The organism is Cryobacterium glucosi (assembly GCF_004402235.1).
In the GTDB taxonomy this organism is placed as follows: Bacteria; Actinomycetota; Actinomycetes; order Actinomycetales; family Microbacteriaceae; genus Cryobacterium; species Cryobacterium glucosi.
The window spans coordinates 185,767-206,766 of record NZ_SOFS01000019.1 but is presented as its reverse complement, the minus strand read 5'-3'; the positions used below and the strand labels follow the sequence as shown (position 1 = coordinate 206,766).

At 70.0% G+C, this 21,000-nt stretch carries 21 protein-coding genes, 1 tRNA gene and 1 riboswitch; of the genes, 13 read left to right on the top strand and 9 right to left on the bottom strand.

Annotation, left to right across the window (positions count from 1 at the left end):
- Positions 1 to 62: 62 nt before the first annotated feature.
- From E3O46_RS09535 to E3O46_RS09500, 8 genes are all read left to right on the top strand, one after another.
- Positions 63 to 3,032: a Na+/H+ antiporter subunit A gene (locus E3O46_RS09535; protein WP_134561613.1), complete on the top strand. Its 2,970-nt coding sequence runs from the start codon at positions 63 to 65 to the stop codon at positions 3,030 to 3,032.
- The gene (locus E3O46_RS09530; RefSeq protein ID WP_134561612.1) at positions 3,029 to 3,571 is read left to right on the top strand and encodes a sodium:proton antiporter; all 543 of its coding nucleotides are present in this window, start codon (positions 3,029 to 3,031) and stop codon (positions 3,569 to 3,571) included. Before E3O46_RS09535 ends, E3O46_RS09530 begins: the two co-directional genes overlap by 4 nt.
- Positions 3,568 to 5,145 (top strand): Na+/H+ antiporter subunit D, encoded by a 1,578-nt coding sequence (locus tag E3O46_RS09525; protein ID WP_134561611.1) that lies wholly within the window; start codon positions 3,568 to 3,570, stop codon positions 5,143 to 5,145. The genes E3O46_RS09530 and E3O46_RS09525 overlap by 4 nt, the downstream gene beginning before the upstream one ends.
- Entirely contained in the window at positions 5,142 to 5,816 is a 675-nt protein-coding gene (locus E3O46_RS09520) for a Na+/H+ antiporter subunit E (RefSeq protein WP_134561610.1), read from the top strand. The genes E3O46_RS09525 and E3O46_RS09520 overlap by 4 nt, the downstream gene beginning before the upstream one ends.
- A complete protein-coding gene (locus tag E3O46_RS09515) occupies positions 5,816 to 6,079 on the top strand; it encodes an MrpF/PhaF family protein (protein WP_174774608.1) in 264 nt (87 codons plus the stop codon). Before E3O46_RS09520 ends, E3O46_RS09515 begins: the two co-directional genes overlap by 1 nt.
- Positions 6,076 to 6,432 carry a monovalent cation/H(+) antiporter subunit G gene (gene mnhG / locus E3O46_RS09510; RefSeq protein WP_134449991.1) on the top strand — a complete coding sequence of 119 codons (357 nt, stop codon included), beginning with the start codon at positions 6,076 to 6,078 and terminating at the stop codon, positions 6,430 to 6,432. The genes E3O46_RS09515 and mnhG overlap by 4 nt, the downstream gene beginning before the upstream one ends.
- Positions 6,433 to 6,437: 5 nt before the next feature.
- Positions 6,438 to 6,527, top strand: a riboswitch (ZMP/ZTP riboswitch).
- A 24-nt stretch (positions 6,528 to 6,551) separates the two neighbouring features.
- Entirely contained in the window at positions 6,552 to 7,850 is a 1,299-nt protein-coding gene (gene glyA / locus E3O46_RS09505; RefSeq protein ID WP_134449992.1) for a serine hydroxymethyltransferase, read from the top strand.
- A gap of 168 nt (positions 7,851 to 8,018) precedes the next feature.
- Positions 8,019 to 8,900, top strand: a complete 882-nt coding sequence (locus E3O46_RS09500; RefSeq protein ID WP_134449993.1) for a bifunctional methylenetetrahydrofolate dehydrogenase/methenyltetrahydrofolate cyclohydrolase — start codon at positions 8,019 to 8,021, stop codon at positions 8,898 to 8,900.
- Positions 8,901 to 9,044: 144 nt separating this feature from the next.
- On the opposite strand, the gene E3O46_RS09495 is transcribed toward E3O46_RS09500, so the two are convergent.
- Entirely contained in the window at positions 9,045 to 9,581 is a 537-nt protein-coding gene (locus E3O46_RS09495) for a gamma carbonic anhydrase family protein (RefSeq protein ID WP_134561609.1), read from the bottom strand.
- A 165-nt stretch (positions 9,582 to 9,746) separates the two neighbouring features.
- Between E3O46_RS09495 and E3O46_RS09490 the strand changes: the two genes are divergently transcribed.
- Positions 9,747 to 10,235 carry a YbaK/EbsC family protein gene (locus E3O46_RS09490; RefSeq protein ID WP_134558978.1) on the top strand — a complete coding sequence of 163 codons (489 nt, stop codon included), beginning with the start codon at positions 9,747 to 9,749 and terminating at the stop codon, positions 10,233 to 10,235.
- Between the two features lie 99 nt (positions 10,236 to 10,334).
- Here the strand turns inward: E3O46_RS09490 and galK are convergent, their stop codons facing one another.
- Complete coding sequence (gene galK / locus E3O46_RS09485; RefSeq protein ID WP_134449996.1) at positions 10,335 to 11,495, bottom strand: galactokinase; 1,161 nt, start codon at positions 11,493 to 11,495, stop codon at positions 10,335 to 10,337.
- Positions 11,492 to 12,652, bottom strand: a complete 1,161-nt coding sequence (gene galT, locus E3O46_RS09480) for a galactose-1-phosphate uridylyltransferase (RefSeq protein ID WP_134449997.1) — start codon at positions 12,650 to 12,652, stop codon at positions 11,492 to 11,494. The genes galK and galT overlap by 4 nt, the downstream gene beginning before the upstream one ends.
- Positions 12,653 to 12,749: 97 nt before the next feature.
- Here galT and E3O46_RS09475 point away from each other — a divergent pair, with 97 nt between their 5' ends.
- The 3 genes from E3O46_RS09475 to E3O46_RS09465 are packed head-to-tail and all read left to right on the top strand — an operon-like array spanning position 12,750 to position 15,876.
- Positions 12,750 to 13,577: a DeoR/GlpR family DNA-binding transcription regulator gene (locus E3O46_RS09475; RefSeq protein ID WP_134561608.1), complete on the top strand. Its 828-nt coding sequence runs from the start codon at positions 12,750 to 12,752 to the stop codon at positions 13,575 to 13,577.
- 9 nt (positions 13,578 to 13,586) lie between these two features.
- A complete protein-coding gene (locus E3O46_RS09470; RefSeq protein ID WP_134449999.1) occupies positions 13,587 to 14,525 on the top strand; it encodes an aldose 1-epimerase family protein in 939 nt (312 codons plus the stop codon).
- Between the two features lie 10 nt (positions 14,526 to 14,535).
- Entirely contained in the window at positions 14,536 to 15,876 is a 1,341-nt protein-coding gene (locus E3O46_RS09465; protein WP_134561607.1) for a DUF445 domain-containing protein, read from the top strand.
- Positions 15,877 to 15,988: 112 nt separating this feature from the next.
- Here the strand turns inward: E3O46_RS09465 and E3O46_RS09460 are convergent, their stop codons facing one another.
- The 3 genes from E3O46_RS09460 to E3O46_RS09450 form a co-directional block, all read right to left on the bottom strand.
- Entirely contained in the window at positions 15,989 to 16,450 is a 462-nt protein-coding gene (locus E3O46_RS09460; protein ID WP_134450001.1) for a hypothetical protein, read from the bottom strand.
- A 119-nt stretch (positions 16,451 to 16,569) separates the two neighbouring features.
- Positions 16,570 to 17,736: a cation:proton antiporter gene (locus E3O46_RS09455; protein WP_134450002.1), complete on the bottom strand. Its 1,167-nt coding sequence runs from the start codon at positions 17,734 to 17,736 to the stop codon at positions 16,570 to 16,572.
- Positions 17,737 to 17,779: 43 nt separating this feature from the next.
- Positions 17,780 to 18,163 (bottom strand): hypothetical protein, encoded by a 384-nt coding sequence (locus tag E3O46_RS09450; RefSeq protein ID WP_134450003.1) that lies wholly within the window; start codon positions 18,161 to 18,163, stop codon positions 17,780 to 17,782.
- 113 nt (positions 18,164 to 18,276) lie between these two features.
- Between E3O46_RS09450 and E3O46_RS09445 the strand changes: the two genes are divergently transcribed.
- Positions 18,277 to 19,251 (top strand): GGDEF domain-containing protein, encoded by a 975-nt coding sequence (locus E3O46_RS09445; RefSeq protein WP_166791051.1) that lies wholly within the window; start codon positions 18,277 to 18,279, stop codon positions 19,249 to 19,251.
- Here E3O46_RS09445 and E3O46_RS09440 read toward each other — a convergent pair.
- From E3O46_RS09440 to E3O46_RS09430, 3 genes are all read right to left on the bottom strand, one after another.
- Positions 19,248 to 20,006, bottom strand: a complete 759-nt coding sequence (locus E3O46_RS09440) for an SDR family oxidoreductase (RefSeq protein WP_134561605.1) — start codon at positions 20,004 to 20,006, stop codon at positions 19,248 to 19,250. The two genes, E3O46_RS09445 and E3O46_RS09440, sit on opposite strands and share 4 nt — an antisense overlap.
- Before the next feature lie 103 nt (positions 20,007 to 20,109).
- Positions 20,110 to 20,808: a TetR/AcrR family transcriptional regulator gene (locus tag E3O46_RS09435; RefSeq protein ID WP_134561604.1), complete on the bottom strand. Its 699-nt coding sequence runs from the start codon at positions 20,806 to 20,808 to the stop codon at positions 20,110 to 20,112.
- A gap of 68 nt (positions 20,809 to 20,876) precedes the next feature.
- Positions 20,877 to 20,949 (bottom strand) — tRNA-Lys (locus E3O46_RS09430).
- Between the last annotated feature and the right edge of the window lie 51 nt (positions 20,950 to 21,000).

The following is a 21,000-nucleotide window of genomic DNA, read 5'->3' as shown; positions in this document are numbered from 1 at the left end:
ACCGGGCACTCGGTAGACTGGTTTTCCGTACCCCTGACCCGAGAAACAGAGCCGGAGGCCGCATGACGATCCTCCTCGCCTTCCTGGCGCTGTCCGTCCTGACGCCGGCGCTCACCCGCGTGCTGTCCACCAAGGTGTTCTACCTGATCGCGCTTCTGCCTGCGGCGGCGTTCGTCTTCACGCTCACGCAGACCGCGACGGTCACGCGCGGAGGTTCCGAAGCCTCGAGCATCCCGTGGATCCCGCAGCTCGGCGTCGCGCTGTCCTTCCGCGTCGACACCCTCGCCTGGCTGCTCGCCCTCGTCGTGACCGGCGTCGGCGCCCTCGTTCTCGTGTACTGCGCCCGCTACTTCGACGCTGACGAACCGGCGCTCGGCCGTTTCGCAGCCTGCCTCCTCGCCTTCGCAGGCACCATGTACGGGCTCGTGACCGCGGACGACGTGGTCGTGATGTTCATGTTCTGGGAGATCACGAGCGTGCTCTCCTACCTGTTGATCGGCCATTACACCTTCCGCAGGGAGAGCAGGGGCGCCGCGCTCCAGGCCCTGATCGTGACGACCTTCGGCGGACTCGTCATGCTCGTCGGCGTCGTGATGCTCAGCGTCGAGGGAGGGACGACCTCGCTCGCCCTGCTCGTCGCCCAACCCGTCACCGGCCCGGTCGCGACCTGGGCCATCCTGCTCATCCTCGTCGGGGCCCTGTCCAAGTCGGCTCTCGTCCCCTTCCACTTCTGGCTCCCCGCCGCGATGGCCGCCCCCACCCCGGTCAGCGCCTACCTGCACGCCGCCGCCATGGTCAAGGCCGGCATCTACCTCGTCGCCCGGCTCGCCCCCGGGTATGCAGACACCGAGGGGTGGATGCCGGTGCTCATGACGATCGGCGTCTGGACCATGCTCGTGGGCGCCTGGCGTTCCCTGCGGCAGCACGACCTCAAGCTCGTGCTCGCCTACGGAACCGTGAGCCAGCTCGGCTTCATCATGGTCGTCGTCGGTTTCGGCACCCGCGACGCGGCGCTCGCCGGGGCCGCGCTCCTCCTCGCCCACGCGCTCTACAAGGCGGCGCTCTTCCTCGTCGTGGGGATCATCGACCACCGCGCGGGCACCCGCGACCTCCGGAAGCTCTCCGGAATCGGCCGCAGCGACCCGGCGCTCGCCGTGATCGCGCTCGTCGCCGTGGCGTCGATGGCCGGCCTTCCACCCCTGCTCGGATTCGTCGCCAAGGAGGCCGTCTTCACAGCGTTCCTCGAGGCGGCACTGCACGGCGACGGCTGGGGCTGGGTGGCGCTCGCCGGTACGACGGTGGGCTCCCTGCTGACCGTGGCGTACAGCATCCGCTTCTTCCACGGCGCGTTCGGGACGAGGGCGGCGCTCGCGCAGACGGCCCTGCACCCGAGCCGCTGGGACATCCTGATCGCCCCGGGACTGCTCGCCGTCGCGACGATCGCGCTCGGCCCGCTGGCCGGCCGGCTCGACCCGCTGCTCGCGCCGTACGCGGACACCGTCCCCGGCGGAGGGCACGCGCACCTCGCCCTCTGGCACGGATTCGAACCCGCCCTGGGCATCACCGCTGTCGTGCTCACGCTCGGCGCCGTGATGTTCTGGAAGCGTCGCGGGGTCGCGGTGCTGCAGGAGCGGGTGCCCGGCACCGTCGACGCCGGTCGCGGCTACGGGCTGCTCGTGCGCAGCGTCGATCGCACAGCGGCGAGGCTCACCCACTTCGCGCAGCGCGGCGGCCTGCCGCAGTACCTCGGCACGATCCTCGTGGTCTTCGTGCTCGCGCTCGGCTTCGCCTCCCTGGTCAACCGCACCTGGCCGGACTCGGTCGTGCTCTGGGACTACCCGGGCCAGGTCATCATCGCCGTGATCATGGGCGTTGCGGCGATCGCGGCGTCGCGGTCAGGGCAGCGGATGACGTCGGTGCTGCTCGCGGGAGTCACCGGCTATGGCCTCGTGGCCCTGTTCGCCTTCCACGGCGCACCCGACCTCGCCCTGACCCAGGCTCTCGTGGAGACGATGACCCTCGTGGTCTTCGTGCTCGTGCTGCGCCGGTTGCCGGCGAGGGTCACCCGCCCGAACGCGCCGTTGCATCGCAGGCGCCGCGCCCTGATCGGGGTGCTGGTCGGGGCGACCATGGGCACCGTCGCCATGATCGCCCTCGGCGCCCGGCAGGCGCCGAGCATCGCGCTCGAGCTGCCGCGCCTGACGCTCGAGGCGCACGGCACCAACATCGTCAACGTCGCACTCGTCGACATCCGGGCCTGGGACACGATGGGGGAGGTGTCCGTGCTCATCGTCGTCGCGACCGGCGTCGCGAGCCTGCTCTTCGTGTCCGGGCGCACCGAGACCCTGCCGCGTCTGAAGGGCTCCCGCACCCAGCGGTCACCGCGCAACCGTCGCCGCGTCGTCGCCGACCCGCAGGCCTCCTCGGCCGGCCACGCCGTCACCCGGCAGTCCTGGCTGCTCGCCGGGCGCACGATCAAGCCGGAGGACCGGTCGATCCTGATCGAGGTCATCGTGCGGCTTCTCTTCCACCCCGCGATCGTCGTGTCGGTGTTCCTGCTCTTCGCCGGGCACAACGCGCCAGGGGGCGGATTCGCCGGCGGGCTCCTCGCCGGGCTCGCCCTCGTCGCCCGCTACCTCGCCGGAGGACGCTACGAACTCGGCGAAGCCGCCCCGATCGACCCGGGCAAGATCCTCGGCCTCGGAGTGATCCTCGCCGTCGGCACCGCGGTCGCCTCACTGTTCGTCACCGGGATCCCCCTGCAGTCGGCGTACGCGAGCGTCGACGTTCCCGTGCTCGGGCACCTCTCCTTCGGCACCTCCACTGTTTTCGACATCGGCGTCTACCTCGTCGTGATCGGCCTGGCACTCGACATCCTCCGCAGCCTCGGCAGCGAGATCGACCGGCAGAGCGAGGCCGGTGAGGCTCCGCCCGCCGGGTCCGACGCCTCCGCGACCGGTTCCGGCTCCGATGCCGCGGGTGCCCCGGTGTCAGAACCGGGCGCGGAGCCGGTGCCGGAGGTGGTCCCGTGAGCGCCTCCCTGACCCTCGTCGTCGTCATGGCCGTGCTCTACGCGGCCGGCGTCTACATCATGCTCGAGCGCAGCCTGACCCGGGTGCTGATCGGGTTCGTGCTCGTCGGGAACGCGACCAACCTGCTGATCTTCATCATGAGCGGCCGGCCCGGCAGCTCGCCGATCATCACCGGAACCGCGAGCGATGCCGACATGGTCGATCCCGTGCCGCAGATCCTGATGCTGACCGCGATCGTGATCAATTTCGGCGTGACCGCCCTCATCCTCGCCTTGGTCTATCGCGCCTGGTGGCTTGCCCAGCTCGGCGACGAGGGCGACACCCTCACCGACGAGCACGCTGCGGAGACCGCGTCCTCCGCGGAGCAGGACTTCCGGTCCTCCGCGGACGATGACGCGGCCGTGCGCGCCTCCCTCGACGCGAGCGATCACGACGACGCGGGCGATCGCGACGACCCCGACGATCACGACGACCCGGACGACTACGATCACGACGACGGAGCGCCCACCCGCCCCGGGAACACGGATGCCGCCCGATGAACCTTGCGACCATCCTCGTCCCCCTCGTCCCCCTCGTCGTCGCCGTCCCGCTGCTCGGCAGCGCGATCACGCTCGCCCTCGGCCGGCGCACCGTGACCCAGATCGCTGTCGGCGTCGCCTCGCTGACCACGGTCGCCCTGATCAGCGCCACGCTCCTCGTGCTCGTCGACCAGCAGGGACCCGCCGTCGTGCACGTCGGCGGCTGGCAGGCGCCGTGGGGGATCGTGCTCGTCGTGGACCGACTCTCGGCTCTCATGCTGCTCGTCTCGGCCGTGATGCTCCTCGGCGTGCTGCTCTTCGCCGTCGGCCAGGGCATCATCGACGGCGACAGGGAAACCCCCGTCTCGATCTTCCACCCGACCTACCTCGTGCTCGCCGCCGGGCTGTTCAACGCCTTCATCGCCGGTGACCTGTTCAACCTCTACGTCGGCTTCGAGATGCTGCTCTCGGCCAGCTATGTGCTGCTCACCCTCGGTGGTACCGGTGCGCGCATCCGTGCCGGCGTCACCTACATCGTCGTGAGCCTGGTCTCGTCGATCCTCTTCCTCAGCTCGATCGCCCTGATCTACGGCGCGACGGGGACCGTGACCCTCGCCCTCCTCGCCGAACGCATCCCCGCCCTGCCCGGAGACGTGCAGGGCATCCTCGGGCTGATGCTCCTCCTCGCCTTCTCTGTGAAGGCCGCCGTGTTCCCGCTGTCGTTCTGGCTCCCGGATTCCTACCCGACCGCACCCGCCCCGGTCACGGCGGTCTTCGCGGGCCTGCTCACCAAGGTCGGCGTCTACGCGATCCTGCGCACCCAGACCCTGCTCTTCCCGAGCAACCCGTTCCAGGTGCCGCTCCTCATCGTCGCCGCGCTCACGATGCTGATCGGCATTCTCGGCGCACTCGCCCAGGCCGACATCAAGAGGCTGCTGTCCTTCACCCTGGTCAGCCACATCGGCTACCTGATCTTCGGCATCGCGATCGGCACCCCGCTCGCCCTCGCCGCGACGATCTTCTACGTCGTGCACCACATCAGCGTCCAGACCACCCTGTTCCTTTCGGCCGGGCTCATCGAGCGCGTCGGCGGCACGACTTCCCTCGCCCGGCTGGGCGGCATGCTCAAGGCCGCTCCCGTCGTCGCAGTGCTGTTCTTCATCGGCGCGATGAACCTCGGCGGCATCCCGCCGTTCTCCGGCTTCCTCGGCAAGTTCGCCCTGTTCCAGGCCGGGGCGCAGCTCGGCACCCCGCTCGCGTGGGCGGTGATCGGGGCGGGAGCGGCCACCTCGCTCCTGACCCTCTACGCCCTCGCCCGCGCGTGGAACATGGCCTTCTGGCGCCCGCGCCGCGAGGTCGAGAACTACGACTCGGCCATGCTCGACCGCCTCACCGACGACCCGCACGACGACGGCACCGTCGTGACCAAGACCGTCTCCCGGCTCATGGTCGGCGCGACCGCCGGGCTGCTCGTGCTGACCATCGGGCTGACGGTCTTCGCGGGTCCCGTGTTCGACTTCGCGGCGCGGGCCGCCGCCGACATCGAGGCCCCGAGCGACTATGTCGACGCGGTCTTCCCTGGCGGCACACCGTGACGACCCGCGCGGAGCGCCGCGCCGCCCTCCTGAACCAGCTCCCGCTCTGGCTCGGGCTCGTACTGCTCTGGATGCTGCTCTGGGGCAGCTTCTCCTGGCTCAACCTCCTGACCGGAGCCCTGCTCGCCGCGCTCGTCTCCGTCGTGTTCTACCTGCCCGCCGTGCAGCTGAGCGGCCGGATCAGCCCGGCAGGCGCCCTCGCGTTCCTGCTGCGGCTGTTCGGCGACATCGTGCGCGCGTCCGTGCAGGTCGCCTGGCTGGCCCTCAGGCCCCTCAGGAGGCCCGCCGGTCCGGACAGCGCGATCATCGCGGTGCCGCTCCGCACCCGGAGCGACCTCATCCTGACCTGGACGGCCGTTGCGACCTCGATCGTGCCCGGATCGATCGTCATCGACACCGACCGGGTGAGCTCCACGCTCTACCTGCACGTGCTGAACGTGCGCACGCACGCCCAGATCGACCGGTTCCGGGTGAGCGTGCTCGCGACCGAGCGGCGCATCGTGCGCGCGTTCGGCTCGCGCGAAGACCTCGAACGACTCGCCCTCGGCGATGCTGTGGCCGCCGTTGCGGCGGCAACGGGCGCCGTGGCCGGGGACGCGCGCGCGGCATCCGCTCGGAATGACGACGACAGGGACCGCCGGAACCTGGACGACACGGGAAAGGAAACCTGATGGGAGTCGTCGTGATCGTAGCCGCCGTGCTGTTCGGCGCCGGGGGACTGTGCGCGGTGTACCGCATCATTCGCGGCCCGTCTGTCCTCGACCGCGTGATCGCCTCCGACGTGCTCGTCGCGACCGTGATCTGCGCGCTCGGCGCGGAGATGGCGATCAACCGGCACGTCGACACCCTGCCGGTGCTGCTCGTGCTCGCCCTGTTCGCGGTGCTCGGCTCGCTCGCCGTCGGCCGCTTCCTCGGCGGGAAGGAGCACTCGTGAGCGCGGTGATCGGCGATGTGGTCACGGCGGTGCTCGTGCTCTCCGCCGCCCTGATGTGCCTCGCGGCCGGCGTCGGCCTGCTGCGCTTCCCGGATGTGCTCAGCAGGCTGCACGCGGCGACCAAGCCGCAGATCTTCGGCCTCATCGCCGTGACGGTGGATGTCGCGGTCAACAACTTCACCCTCGGCACCGTCACGCTCTCGGTCGCGATCGTGGCCTTCCAGGCGCTCACCGCCCCGATGGCCGCGCACCTCATCGCCAGGGTCGCGCACGACACCGACCGGTTCCGGCCGGAACTGCTCGTCGTCGACGAGCTCGGACGCGCGAACCGGCGCGGAGACCGCGGCGCCTGATAGGATTTGCGTGTCGCAACTGGCGTAGCACGAAAGATGGGTCACCATCGGGGAGCGACTGACACGGTTAGTGGCCGCACGCCTGGGCCACGACGATTAATTCAAGTCTGAGGAGACCCGTGTCCGAATCTGTGCCTGGTACCACGCTGCATTCCACCTTCAACGAGCCGCTCGAGGTCGTCGACCCCGAGATCGCCGCCGTCCTCGAACTCGAACTGGGTCGCCAGCGCGACTACCTCGAGATGATCGCGAGCGAGAACTTCGTGCCGCGCGCCATCCTGCAGTCGCAGGGCTCCGTGCTCACCAACAAGTACGCCGAGGGCTACCCGGGGCGTCGCTACTACGGCGGATGCGAGTTCGTCGACGTCGCAGAGGAGCTCGCGATCGCGCGGGCCAAGTCCCTCTTCGGCGCAGCGTACGCGAACGTGCAGCCGCACTCCGGTGCCACCGCGAACGCCGCTGTGCTCTCCGCGATTGCAACGCCCGGCGACACCATCCTCGGTCTCGAGCTCGCCCACGGCGGGCACCTCACCCACGGCATGAAGCTCAACTTCTCCGGCAAGCTCTACAACCCGGTCGCGTACGGCGTCGACCCGGACACCTTCCTCGTCGACATGGACGTCGTCCGCGACAAGGCCCTCGAGCACAAGCCGAAGGTCATCATCGCCGGCTGGTCGGCATACCCCCGCCACCTCGACTTCGCCGCGTTCCGCGCGATCGCGGACGAGGTCGGCGCCCTGCTCTGGGTCGACATGGCGCACTTCGCCGGGCTCGTCGCCGCCGGCCTGCACCCGTCACCGGTGCCGCACGCCGACGTCGTGTCCTCGACCGTGCACAAGACCCTCGCCGGCCCCCGGTCCGGCTTCATCCTGTCCCGGGACACCGCGCTCGCGAAGAAGCTCAACTCGAACGTGTTCCCCGGGCAGCAGGGCGGTCCGCTCATGCACGTCATCGCCGCCAAGGCGACCGCGTTCAAGCTCGCGGCCGAGCCGGAATTCAAGGAACGCCAGGAGCGCACCCTGCGCGGGGCCAGCATCCTCGCCGCCCGCCTGACGGCAGACGACTCGCGCGCCGCCGGCGTCGACGTGCTCACCGGCGGCACCGACGTGCATCTCGTGCTCGCCGACCTGCGCCACTCCGAGATCAACGGACAGCAGGCCGAGGACGCCCTCCACGAGGTCGGCATCACGGTCAACCGCAACTCGGTGCCGTTCGACCCGCGCCCGCCGATGGTCACGAGCGGCCTGCGGATCGGCACGCCCGCCCTCGCGACCCGCGGCTTCGGCGACGCCGAGTTCACCGTCGTGTCCGACGTCATCGCTGAGGCCCTCAAGCCCGGCGCCGACGTGCAGGCGCTCCGCGCCCGGGTCAAGACGCTCACCGAGGCCTTCCCGCTGTACCCCGGCCTGCACCAGTAGCGCACGCCGCATCCTGCACCACCACCCCCTGACGAATTCGACGGAGTTTTTGGGAAACACGCACGTGGGAAGCCCGTTTTCGGGGTTTTCGACCAGAAACTCCGTCGAATTGGTTCGGCGAACGCGGGGGTCAACCGCGCTCGAAAGCACCAAACGATTGGATCACGCATGACGGCAATCACCCTCGACGGAGTCGCGACCGCGTCCGCCGTGAAGACCGAACTCATCGCCCGTGTCACCGAGCTGCGTGCGCACGGGATCGTTCCCGGGCTCGGCACCCTGCTCGTGGGCGATGACCCGGGTTCACGTTCGTACGTCGCGGGCAAGCACCGCGACTGCGCCGAAGTCGGCATCGAGTCGATCCGTATCGACCTGCCCGCATCGGCGACGACCGCGGATGTCCGCGCCGCGATCAAGGACCTGAACTCCAGCCGCGAGGTCACCGGCTACATCATCCAGTTGCCGCTTCCCGTCGGCCACAACGAGAACGCCATGCTCGAACTGATCGACCCGGCCAAGGACGCGGACGGCCTGCACCCGACCAACCTCGGCAGGCTCGTCCTCGGCATCGAAGGCAAGCTCAGCTCGCCGCTGCCGTGCACGCCGGCCGGGATCGTCGAGCTGCTACGCCGCTACGATGTGCCGATCGTCGGCCGCAAGGTCGTCGTGATCGGCCGCGGGCTCACCGTCGGGAGGCCGCTCGGCCTGCTCTTCACCCGCAAGGGCCTCGACGCGACCGTCACCCTCACCCACTCGCGCACGGTCGACCTGCCGGAGGAGGTCCGCCGCGCGGACATCGTCGTGGCCGCGGTCGGTGTGCCGCACCTGGTCCAGGCTGACTGGATCAAGCCGGGCGCCGCAGTTCTCGACGTCGGCATCACCCGCCTGGTCGACCCCGTCACCGGCAAGGGCGTCCTCACCGGCGACGTGCACCCCGACGTCGCAGAGGTCGCAGGCTACCTCTCCCCGAACCCCCGCGGCGTCGGACCGATGACCCGCGCCATGCTGCTCGGCAACGTGGTCAAGGCCGCCGAGCGCGCCCTGCTCTAGCCCAGCCCCGCGCTTCCCAGCACCCGCCGCGTCGCCCCCGGGAAACGCTCGCGTGATCGCTGAGGTGTCGCATATCGACCTTCGCGTCGACGTTTAACGTCGATATGCGACACCTCACGGAACCGGCCCGCCGTCCCGGGCGGGTCAGGCGAGGGCGGCGGTGTGCAGGGCGGCGTGGTCGAGGTAATTCGCGGCGTTCTGGCGGATGCCCGCGACCTCGGCATCCGTCAGGGGTCGGCGTACCTTGGCCGGGACCCCGGCGACGAGCGAATACGGCGGCACGATCGTGCCTTCGAGCACGACGGCCCCGGCCGCGACGAGGGAACCCGTACCGATCACGGCGCCGTTGAGCACGGTCGCCTTCATGCCGATCAGGGCGCCGTCCTCGACGACGCAGCCGTGCAGCACCGCGCCGTGCCCGACGGAGACGTCCCGGCCCACGATGAGCGGGAAACCGTGGTCGACGTGGCAGGAGACGTTGTCCTGCAGGTTCGAGCCTGCCCCGATCCGGATCGGTTCCGCCTCCGCGCGCAGCACCGAGTTGTACCAGACGCTTGCGTGTTCGGCGAGGATCACATGCCCCACGAGCACCGCACCAGGGGCGACGAACGCGGAGTCCGCGATGCTCGGCCCCGGCCGGTCGGGAAGAGTGATGATGCGGGCGGCGCTGTCTGCAGTCATACGCGCCAGCCTAGTGCGGCATCCGTCCCGCGCCCTTCCCCTGTCTCAACTCCAGAAGTGGCCTGCGCCGAATTCAGGAGTTGAGCAGTCCTGGCCCCGGGAAAGCGCTTGTGCGACCCGAAACGGGCCGCAACTCCTGAATTCGGGACGGGATAGGCTGGCGCGATGGTGAACACCGCACACCCCGCCGTCGACCGCGTGCGGGAGGCGCTCGCCGCCTTCGGGCTCGCGCCGGACATCCGCTGGCTCGATGAGGCGGCGACGACCGCGCAGCAGGCCGCCGACGCCCTCGGCATCGAGCCGGGCGCGATCGCCAACTCCCTCGTCTTCACCCTCGACGGCGAGCCGTTGCTCGTGCTGACCTCTGGAGCTCACCGCGTCGACACGCAGTGGCTTGGCGAGAGGCTCGGCGGCACGATCGGCCGGGCGTCGAAGGAACTCGTCAAGAGCGCGACCGGGCAGGTCATCGGCGGCGTTGCGCCGGTCGGGCACCCGCGGCCGCTCCGCACCCTTGTCGACGTGGACCTGGACGGGTATCCCGAAGTGTGGGCGGCTGCCGGCCACGCCCACACCGTCTTCCCGACCAGCTTTGCCGAACTGCTCCGCATCACTGCAGGAACGGCCACGCCCGTCATCCCGCCCGAATCGGCATAACTCCTGCAGGTTCCGGGCCGGCTGCCGCGCCGCCCAGTGTTCTACTGAAAGCGCCGCAGCGGCCGGACCGATGTGCAGGAAGGGGAAGCCGGGGAGGGGTCAGCCCTCGCGGCCGGCGCCGTCGGCCGCGCGCACCACGAAGGTGTCCGGGGCGCCGAACCCGGCATCCGCGAACGCGGACCGGACCGCAGCGGTGACCGCGGGGATCAGCTCGTGCGGCGTGAGCGCGATCGCGGCACCGCCGAAGCCGCCTCCCGTCATCCGCGCGCCGACGGCACCCGCGCCGCGCGCCGCGACGACCGCGAGGTCGAGTTCGGGAACCGAGATCTCGAAGTCGTCGCGCATCGAGGTGTGCGAGGCGTCGAGAAGCGCGCCGATCGCGGACGGGCCGGACTCGCGCAGCGTGCGCACGGTGTCGAGCACCCGCTGGTTCTCGGTGATCACGTGCCGCACCCGGCGGAACGTCTCGTCGTCGAGCAGCTCAGCGGCCCGCGCGAGGTCGACGACCCCGAGGTCGCGGAGCGAGTCGACGCCGAGCAGCCGGGCGCCGAGTTCGCAGGATGCCCGGCGCGAGGCGTACCCGCCCGTCGAGTGCTCGTGGCTCACCTTCGTGTCGATGATCAGCAGCTCGAGTCCCGCCGCGTCGAAGCCGAGCGGAACGACCTCGGACTCGAGCGTGCGGCAGTCGAGGAAGACCGCGGAGTCCTTCTCTCCGAGCAGGGAGGCGGACTGGTCCATGATGCCCGTCGGCGCCCCGACGGCGCGGTTCTCGGCGAGCTGGCCCACCCGGGCGAGGGTGCGCCGGTCGAAGCCGAGCCCCCAGACGTCGTTGAGGGCGACCGCGATCGCGCTCTCGATCGCCGCCGACGACGACAGGCCGGCCCCGATCGGCACGTCCGAGACGATGTACACGTCGAAACCGGCCACCGTCGACAGCGGCGCCCCGAATTCGCCGAGCGCCCAGGCGACTCCGAGCGGGTACGCCGACCAGCCCGCGAGGATGTCGGGGGTCAGCCCGTCGAGGGAGACCTCGACGATCTCGTCGGAGAACGAGCTCGCCACCCGCATCAGCCGGTCGCTCCTCGCAGCCAGCGCGATCACGGTGCGCCGGTCGATCGCGAACGGCAGCACGAAGCCGTCGTTGTAGTCGGTGTGCTCCCCGATCAGGTTCACCCGTCCGGGCGCCGACCAGAGGCCGTCCGGCTCGCCGGCGAAGCGCTTGGCGAAACCTGCGGTCGCTGCGGAATCGAGGGCGCTCATGCGCGGGCCTCGCTCGCGGCATCCGCGGCCATCGACCGTTCGACGGCGGCACGGATGCCCGCAGCCGCCTGCTCGGGAGTGACGTCGCCGATCCACGCACCCATCGCAGCCTCCGATCCGGCGAGATACTTCAGCTTGTCCTCTGCCCGGCGCGGGCTCGTGACTTGCAGCATCAGGCGGATGTCGTCCCGGTGGGTGTGCACGGGGGCCTGGTGCCACGCCGCGATGTACGGTGTCGGCGTCGAATAGATCGCGTCGATGCCGCGCAGGAGCCGCCGGTAGAGCACCGCGAGTTCGTCGCGTTCGGCGAGGCTCGTCGCCGCGAAGTCGGGGATCTGGCGGTGCGGCAGCATGTGCACCTCGATGGGCCAGCGGGCCGCGAAGGGCACGAACGCGGTCCAGTGCTCGCCGCGGATGATGACCCGGTCGGCGGCCTGTTCGCTCGCGAGCACGTCGGCGAAGAGAGTGGGACCGTAGGTTTCGAGCGACGCGATCACGCGCTGGGTACGTGGGGTGACGTACGGGTACGAGTAGATCTGGCCGTGCGGATGCCGCAGCGTCACGCCGATCGCCTCGCCGCGGTTCTCGAAGGGGAACACCTGCTGGATGCCCGGGAGCTGCGAGAGCACGTGGGTGCGTTCGGCCCATGCCTCGATCACGGTGCGGGCCCGGGTGACGGAGAGGCTCGCGAAGGAGCCCTCGTTCTCGGGACTGAAGCAGACGACCTCGCAGCGCCCGACCGAGGTGCGGGTGCGCCCGAGGCCGATCTCGGAGAGCTCGGCGAGCCCTGCCGGCGCGTTCGCGTCGGTGAGCAAGGGCCCGAAGGACGGCGACTTGTTCTCGAACACGGCGACGTCGTAGTTGCTCGGTACCTCGCTCGGGTTCTCTGGCGTCGACGGCGCGAGCGGGTCGAGGTTCGCCGGCGGCAGGAACACCCGGTTCTGGCGTGCAGACGCGATCGAGACCCATTCGCCGCTGAGCGGGTCCTGGCGCATGCTCGCCGTCGGCGGGCGCGGGTCGAGCTGGCGGGTATCGGCGGCGCGTTCGGGCGAGAGCCGCGTATCCGGGTCGTCGAAGTAGATGAGGTCCCGGCCGTCGGCCAGGGTGTGGTGGTGACGGGTGATTCCGGGTGCGGCGACGAAGCCTGCGCTATCCATGACGGTGTCCATAACCCTCACCACGTTAGCGGATCTGCGCAACCGAAACCAGCAGTTTCTAATTGATAACTAAAAGAAAGTAAGCGAAGATAGGGTTATGACATTCGAGACGCCGGCAGACCGCGAGCTGCTCCCGCAGCACCAGCGCAGGGAGCAGATCCGCCGGCTCGTCGACGAGCGCGGCTTCGTGCGGGTGAGTGAGCTGCGCGAGGCCTTCGGTGTGTCCGGGGTCACCGCGCGCGCCGACCTCGACGCCCTCGAGACGGAGGGGCTCGTGCACCGGGTGCACGGGGGAGCGGTGCCCGCGCTGGCCCAGGGGTCGTCGCTCGCCGCGGACACAGAGCCCTCTTTCGAAGAGTCGCTCGGGGCATCCGTGATACCGAAGCAGCAGATCGGGGCGCTCGCCGCATCCCTCGTCGTGAGCGGGCAGAGCGTGATCCTCGACGTCGGCACGACCAACCTCGCCATCGCCCGCGCCCTGCTCGCCCGTTCCGAGCTGAGCGACGTCGTCGTGATCACCAACGGGCTCAGCATCGCCCTCGAGCTCGAGCCCGCCATCCCGCGCTTCACCGTGATCGTCACGGGCGGTTCGCTCCGGCCGTTGCAGCACTCCCTCGTCGAGCCGCTCGCCGCGACCGTGCTCAGCCAGGTCCACGCCGACCTCGCCTTCATCGGCTGCAACGGCGTCGACGCGGGAGGCGGGGTCACGAACATCAACCTGCCGGAAGCCGGCGTCAAGACCCTCATGCTCCAGGCGGCGACCCGGGCGATCGTCGTCGCGGACGGCTCCAAGCTCGGCCGGGTGCACCTCGGCAGGGTCGGCCCCCTCGATGCCTTCGATTCCCTGCTGACGGATGCCGCAGCGCACCCCGATGCGCTGGCCCGGCTCCGCGAGGCCGGACTCACCGTGCTCCAGGGCGAATAGGCTGGTCCCATGCGCGCAGCCACCGGAACCCAGTACGAACTGACACACGAGACCCCGGACGGGCGGGCCACGGCGACGATCACCGAGGTCGCCGCCGGGATCCGGGCTTATGCCCTGAACGGCATAGACCTCGTGGAGACCTTCGCTGCGGCGGTCGAGCCGCCGATGTCCGCGGGCATCGTGCTCGTGCCGTGGCCCAACCGCATCCGCGACGGGATCTGGCGGCACGGCGAGGACAGGCAGCAGCTCAGCATCACCGAGCCCCTCCTGAACAACGCCATTCACGGACTCCTCCGCTTCACCCCGTATCGCCTCGTCGAGCGGGACGCTGCGGCGGTGACCCTCGCCGCGACCGTGTTCCCCCAGTCCGGCTTCCCGTTCCAGCTCGACACGAGCGTGACCTATGCCCTCACCGACACGGGCCTCGAGGTCACCCACACCGTCCACAACGTCGGCACAGAGAACGCCCCCGTGGCCATCGGCGTGCACCCGTACCTCAAGATCGGCGACGTCCCCACAGAGGACCTCGTGTTGCGCGTCGACGCGGACACGCACCTCGAAGTGGATGCCCGGCTCAACCCGACCGGTGTCGACACCCCGGTCGGCGGCACAGGCTACGACCTCCGTGCCGGTGTGCGCGTCGCCGATCTCGCGCTCGACGACGCCTTCGGCGGCGCCGGACGCGAGCACTCGCTCACCGCTCCGGACGGCCGCAGGGTCACCGTCTGGGGCGACGAGAACATGCGGTACGTGCAGGTCTTCACCCCGACCGAGTTTCCCGTCACGGCGAGCGATGGCGCGAGCCCCATGCCCGGCCGCGCCGTCGCGATCGAGCCGATGACCGCGCCCGCCGACGCCTTCAACTCGGGGGCCGGCCTCCGCTGGCTCGCGCCGGACGAGTCCTGGACCGTGCGCTGGGCCATCCGCCCGACCGGATTCCAGGCCTAGGCTCGCATCCATGGCGCTGACGCGCGAACCGACGCCGGGCCGGTCGACACCCGGTCGGCCGAAGCCCCGCGGCACCAGGCGGCGCCGTACCGCCGTGCTCAGCCCCGCAGACGCGGCCCGGCTGGTGGCCCTGGTCAGGATGAAGCGGCTCGCCCTCGCGCTGCTCCTCCTGATGGCGCTCGTCTTCGCGGTCTCGTTTGCGCTGCAGGATCGTATTCCCGCACTGCACTACGTCAGGGCCGCCGCCGAGGGCGGCATGGTCGGCGCCCTCGCCGACTGGTTCGCCGTGACCGCGCTGTTCCGGTATCCGCTCGGCCTGCGCATCCCGCACACCAACATCATCGCGAGCCGCAAAGACGAGATCGGCGCGAGCCTCGGCGAATTCGTGGGCACCAACTTCCTCTCCGAGCAGGTCGTCCGCGGCAAGCTCGACTCGATCGGGGTGTCCAGGAGACTCGGCACCTGGTTGAAGCTGCCAGACAACGCCAGCAGGCTCACCGAGGAGATCTCCGTCGCCGGCACCGGGCTGCTCACTCTCCTGAGTGACGACGCGATCAAGGACCTCATCGAGACCGTGGCGCGCGAGCACCTCGTGCGTCCGGAGTGGGCGCCGCCGATCGGCAGGGTCGGCGCGCGCCTGCTCGCCTCCGGGCAGCAGCACGCGGTCGTCGACCTGCTCCTGGATCGCGCGGAGGCCTGGCTCGAAGCCCACCCGGAGGCCTTCGGAAAGGCCGTGTCCGCTCGGCTGCCCGGCTGGCTCCCCGGCTTCGTCGACCGCCTCGTCGACGACAGGGCGCACCGCGAGGTACTCGGGTTCGTCGCCGCCGTACGGGCGGATGCCGCGCATCCGCTTCGCGAGGCCATCGACCGTTACCTCGTCGAGCTGGCCGACGACCTCGAGCACGACCCGGCGATGATCAACCGGGTCGAGACCCTGAAGCTCGAGCTCCTGGACAGCGCCCGCCTGCGCGAGTTTGCGAGCGAGGCCTGGGAGGCCGTGAAGGTGTCCCTCGTGGCGTCGCTCGGCGACCCGTCGAGCGACCTGAGGGACGGCATCCGTGCGACCGTGATCGAGGTGGGCGAGCGGCTCGCCGGCGACGGCGCGCTCGGAGGGCGCATCGACCGCTGGATCGCCGACTCGGTCACGTACCTCGTGCGGACGTACCGGGACGAGATCGCCGGTGTCATCACCGAGACGGTCGAACGCTGGGATGCCGCGGAGACGAGCGAGAAGATCGAGCTGCAGGTCGGACGCGACCTCCAGTACATCCGGATCAACGGCACCGTCGTCGGCTCTCTTGCGGGGCTCGCGATCTTCGCCGTCGCCCAGGCCGCCGTCACCCTCCTCTAAGCCGAGCGTCTAAGCAAAGTACACCAGAGCAGAGCGGAGCCTCCGCGGCCCGACGCGGCGAGGCCCCGACCGGTATCACCCGGTCGGGGCCTCGCCCGGTCACGGTGACTGCTCAGGCGGCGCGGCGCAAGCGGGTCGGCGCTTCCGTATCGAGCGGATGCCGCGTCCCGGTCGGTCGTGCCTGCGCGCGTGCCGCGGCGGTCACGATGCCGCCCTGCGGGATCCGGATGTCACGGTCGACGACGGCTCCGCTCTGTACCCGGGCGCCGTCTCCGATCCGGGAGTGGCTTCCGAGACGGGCGGCCGCGCCGATCACGGCGTCGACGCCGACGTGCACGTTCTGGCCGATGAAGGCCCGCGCTCCGACAAGGGCGTTGTGGTCGATCCAGCTGCCCGGTCCGATCCAGGCCTCCGCACCCACCTTGGCTCCGCTCTCGACGTATGCCGTTCCGGAGATGAAGGCGGACGGATCGACCCGCGCCCCGCCGGAGACCAGTCCGCGTCCGTTCGCGTGCCGGCGGTACTTTTCGATGGTGCCGGTTTCGGTCTCGACTTCTTCGTTAATTCTTTCCACGTGCGACCTCCTTGAATTGTCGCGTCACCCCGCAGCTCCCGCTCCGCTGTGTGCCCGCAGCGCGCGTGGCGCGACTGCGGAGCGACAAGTCTGGCGGCTGAGCCCGAGTGCTGACCGTGTCAACGCTGTGTGCTCCCCGAGAATTCCCCGGGCGGTCGCCCGGCCTGCCTCCTGGAGGCGACGCCCGCAGCCACGGTCGCGACACCGATCGTGATCAGGGCGCCGAGGATCAGAGCGGCCGCCTCGCCAGGCGCGAGCAGCTTCAGCTGGGTCCCGATCGTCGCCGCCGCAACCGGCACGCCGAGCTGGGCGGCCGCAAGCAGACCGTACGGCAGTGGCAGGCCGAGCAGCCGGGCCGAGGCATGCGCGACGACGGCGCCGAGACCGAGGACGAGACCGAGCAGGACCATTCCGGGCCGGGTCAGGAGGTCGAGCACGTTGAGCGAGGCGCCGAGCCACACGTAGAAGAGCGGCCCGAGGAAGCCGTCGGCGATCGCGAACAGTTGCCGGGCAAGGCGCCTCGGCTCTCCGACCATCGCGACGGCCAGCCCGAAGGAGAACCCGGCGAGCATGATCGAGACGTGGCTCACCACCGCGAGGGCGGCGAACGCGAACAGGATCGTCAGCTGCACCCGCAGTTCGAGGGCGAACTTGCGGTCCTCGGACACCCGGTGCAGTCGGAGCCGGGCGCCATTCTTCTCGAGTCGCGACAGCACGAGATACAGCAGCGCCGCGGATGCCGCGACCGCTGTGGCGCCGAGCGCGGCCGAGCCTGCATTGGCCGGGTCGATCACGATCGGCAGGGCGACGATCGCAGCGACGTCGGCGATCGCGACCTGCGCGGTCACCTGCAGCACCGACGGGCCGGTCAGTTTCAGCGAGTCGATCACCGGCAGCACGAGCGCCGCAGACGACGACGCGAGCAGCACCGCATACAGTGGCGCATGGCCGGTACCGAAGAGCACCGCCGTCGCCACGCCGAGCACGATCGCGATGCCGGCGGCCAGACCGGCCCTGGCCGTGCCCTTGCCGAGCGCCGAACGGATACCGGCATCACGCACCGGAACGTGGGTGCCTGCCACGAACATGATCAGTGCGAACCCGACGTCAGCGAGCAGGGTCAGGGTCGGATCGCTCGAGTCGACGAGTCCGAGCCCGGTGCGGCCGACGAGGATTCCAGCGAGGAGCTCGCCGAGCATGACCGGAACCCGCCAGCGCTGCGGGGTCGCCAGCAGCGGGCCGAGCAGGCCGACCAGGGAGATGATCGCAAGGGTCTGGAACGTCATCGGGGTGTCCGGACAGGCAACCGGCAGTGCACCATGGGCGCGGTTAGAGCGTCAGGTCCGCCAGCTGAACCGGGATGTCGGTGTTCTCGTTCGTGAGGTACGTCGCGCAGACGCGGTGGTAGCCATCCGCGATGTGCAGCGGAACCGCGGCAGGCAGATTGCCGCGCACGAGCAGGATCGGGCCCAGCCGGCGACCCTCGCGGATCAGCCTGAGGTAATTGGCGACGTGCGGGTTCTCCGGCGTGAGCAGGGGGAGACCGGCGGCGCGCAGGATGTCCTTGGCCTTGTGGAAGGTGATGGGCGCTGCCTCGAGGGCGAGCGAGGTCGCCTCGACCGCGTGCTCGTTCACGAGCAACCGCAGGTAGTCGGCCGCCTTCGGGTAGTTCTCCGGGATGGGCTCCTCGAGCCACTTGACCTTCCTGGGCATTGCGACTCCTCGTGCCGGGCATCCGTTGGTGGGGCGATAGCCTGAGCGTAGTACGAATGGGTGTGCCCATTCGAGCGGCTCGGGCCGATGGCCTGAGGATCGGGAGAAGACACGTGCGGCGAGGGAGCGGTCCAACGGCGGCCTCGCTGATCCCGCCGTTCGCCTACGTCACGTCGGCCGCCGGCTTCGTCATCGTCATCAGCGGCCTGGTGGATGCTGCGACCTCGGCAGGGGGCGGGCTCGGCTCGCTGTGGACCTGGCTCTGGACCCTCGTGGCCGCCGTCGTCTCCGCGCTGCCCGTCGCGTTCGGAGCCCGCTTCCCGCGCTGGGTCGGGCTCGCGGGAACCCTCGTGTTCTTCGCGGTGACCGCGCTGCAGATGGCGGTCTCGACTGCCCCGATCCTGTCGGTGAACAACCTGGTGCTCTACCCGATGTTCGCCTGTTATCTCGGCTGGTTCTACCTTCCGTTCGTGTCGCGACTGGCGGTCGGATTCGCGTTCGGGGCCTCCGGCATCGCGCTCGCCGTGAATCCCTTCGACGCCGTCCAGATCACCTGGGTCAACCTGGCTCTCGCGTCGCTCTTCTGCCGGGAGGCCGCTGGGTATCTGCGGGCCAAGCTCGACCGGGAGATCACCACCGACCCGCTCACCGGCGTCCTGAACCGGTCGGGGCTGGATGCCCGTCTCGACCTCGAGCTCGCCAGGGGAACGCGTACCGGGCAACCGATGACCGTCGCGATTCTCGATCTCGATGACTTCAAACGCCTCAACGACGAGCACGGGCATGCGGAAGGGGATCGCGTGCTGGTGGCCTTCGCGGGCTGCCTGAGACGCAACACGCGACCCTATGACTCGGTCGTGCGCCTGGGCGGTGATGAGTTCCTGCTGCTGATGACGTCCACGACGGTGGAGCAGGCCAGGGAGATGCTCGCGCGGATCTCCGCACCGGGCGGTCTGGACTGGTCGTCGGGACTGGCAGAAGCCCGCCCCGGAGATGACGCCCACAGCATCCGCGAGCGCGCGGACCAGGAGCTCTATGCCGAGAAGCGGCGCAAACGGAGCGGCCGCATGGGAGTCAGCGGGGGCTAGGCGAGCCCGCCGTTGGTGAAGATGACCTGGCCGTTGACCCAGCGGGCGGGGCCGGCGAGGAACGCGACGGTCTCGGCGATGTCGGTGGGCTGGCCGAGCCTTTCCAGGGGGACGGCCGCGGCGAGGTTCGTGATCGTGGCCTCGTCCTTGCCGTTCAGGAACAGGGCGGTCGCGGTCGGGCCGGGGGCGACCGCGTTGACGGTCACGTCCTTGCCGCGCAGTTCACGGGCGAGGATGAGCGTGATGCTCTCGACCGCGGCCTTGCTCGCCACGTAGGCGCCGTAGCCGGGGAACTGGGTGCGGGTGACGGAGGTGGAGAAGTTGATGATCGCTCCGCCCGGGCGGACCCGGCGGGCCGCCTGCTGGGAGATCACGACGGTGCCACGGATGTTGGTGCGGTAGATCCGGTCGAGGTCGGCGAGGTCGAGGGTCGCGATCGGCGAGAGGAGCATGATGCCTGCCGTGTTCACGACGACGTCGATCCCGCCGAACTCCGCCTCCACCGCGTCGAACGCGGCCGACATGGCTCCCTCGTCGGCGACGTCGCCGCCGATCGCGATGGCGCGGCCGCCCGCGGCCTTGACCGCGGCGACGGTCTCATCGGCTTTCGCCTGGTTGCCGGCGTAGTGCACGCCGAGGGCGAAGCCGTCGTCTGCAAGTCGCTCGACGACGGCGCGTCCGATGCCGCCGGACCCGCCGGTGACGAGGGCGACCCGGGAGCCCTGGATGGTGGGATTGGTGCCGATGGTACTCATGGGGGATTCGCTTTCTGTTGCACTGCGGTGGTGCGCGCCCTGTTTCGGGCGCGACGGATGACGCCCCGGCGGGACGCCTGAAGACCTGCGGTGGGGCTGGCTGTCAGTCGGAGGGCGACGAGGACTGGATGCGCTCCAGCCATTCGTCGAGCAGCCCGGCCTCGCGGCCCGTGAAGAGAGCAGGGGGCAGGGTGGGACGGCTCGTGCGGAGGGTGATCGCCGCAATGCGGGCGGATTCGCCGGCGTCCGGAGCGGGCGCGGTGGCGGATACCAGCCCGCCGAGGACGATGTCACGCATCATCGACGAAATGGCCGGGTCGGGATAGAGCGCAGGGCGGAGGATCAGGGCGAGAGCGACTCCGGTATTCGCCGCCATCACCACCCGTGCCGCGATCTCAGGAGCAACGCGCAGCCGTCCCTGCGCGGCCAGGCGTTCGAGCACGCTCTGGAGGAGTCGCATGGCTTCGTTCGCTGATTCCGCCTTGGCGACGGATCCTGACCCGAACAGGAGCCGGTAGGCGTTCGGCTGGGCGAGGGCGAACGCATTGTGGCTGTCCCAGCCGGCCCGCAGGTCGCTCAACGGATCGGCGGATTCCTCGGCTGCGCGCTTCATGCCCAGGTACTGGTCCCAGACCTGATCGACCGTGGCCGCGAGCAGGCCCTCCTTGTCGCCGAACAGCCGGTAGATGACCGGTTGCTGCACTCCCGCCGCTTCGCACACGGCGCGCGTCGAGATGTCCCCGCCAGGGGACTGCGCCAGCAACTCGGCCGTCGCGTCGATTATCACTGATCGTGTGCTCATGTGACTGACGCTAACACGAGAGTGTTATCACCGCAACCGCTGCGCACATACTGCTGCTAACACAAGAGTGGGCCCCGTCGGGCTCGAACCGACGACCCAAGGATTAAAAGTCCTTTGCTCTACCAACTGAGCTAGAGGCCCGCGGTGAATAATCTACCGTGGATTCGGGCAAGGTTTTTCTGGGTACCGTGG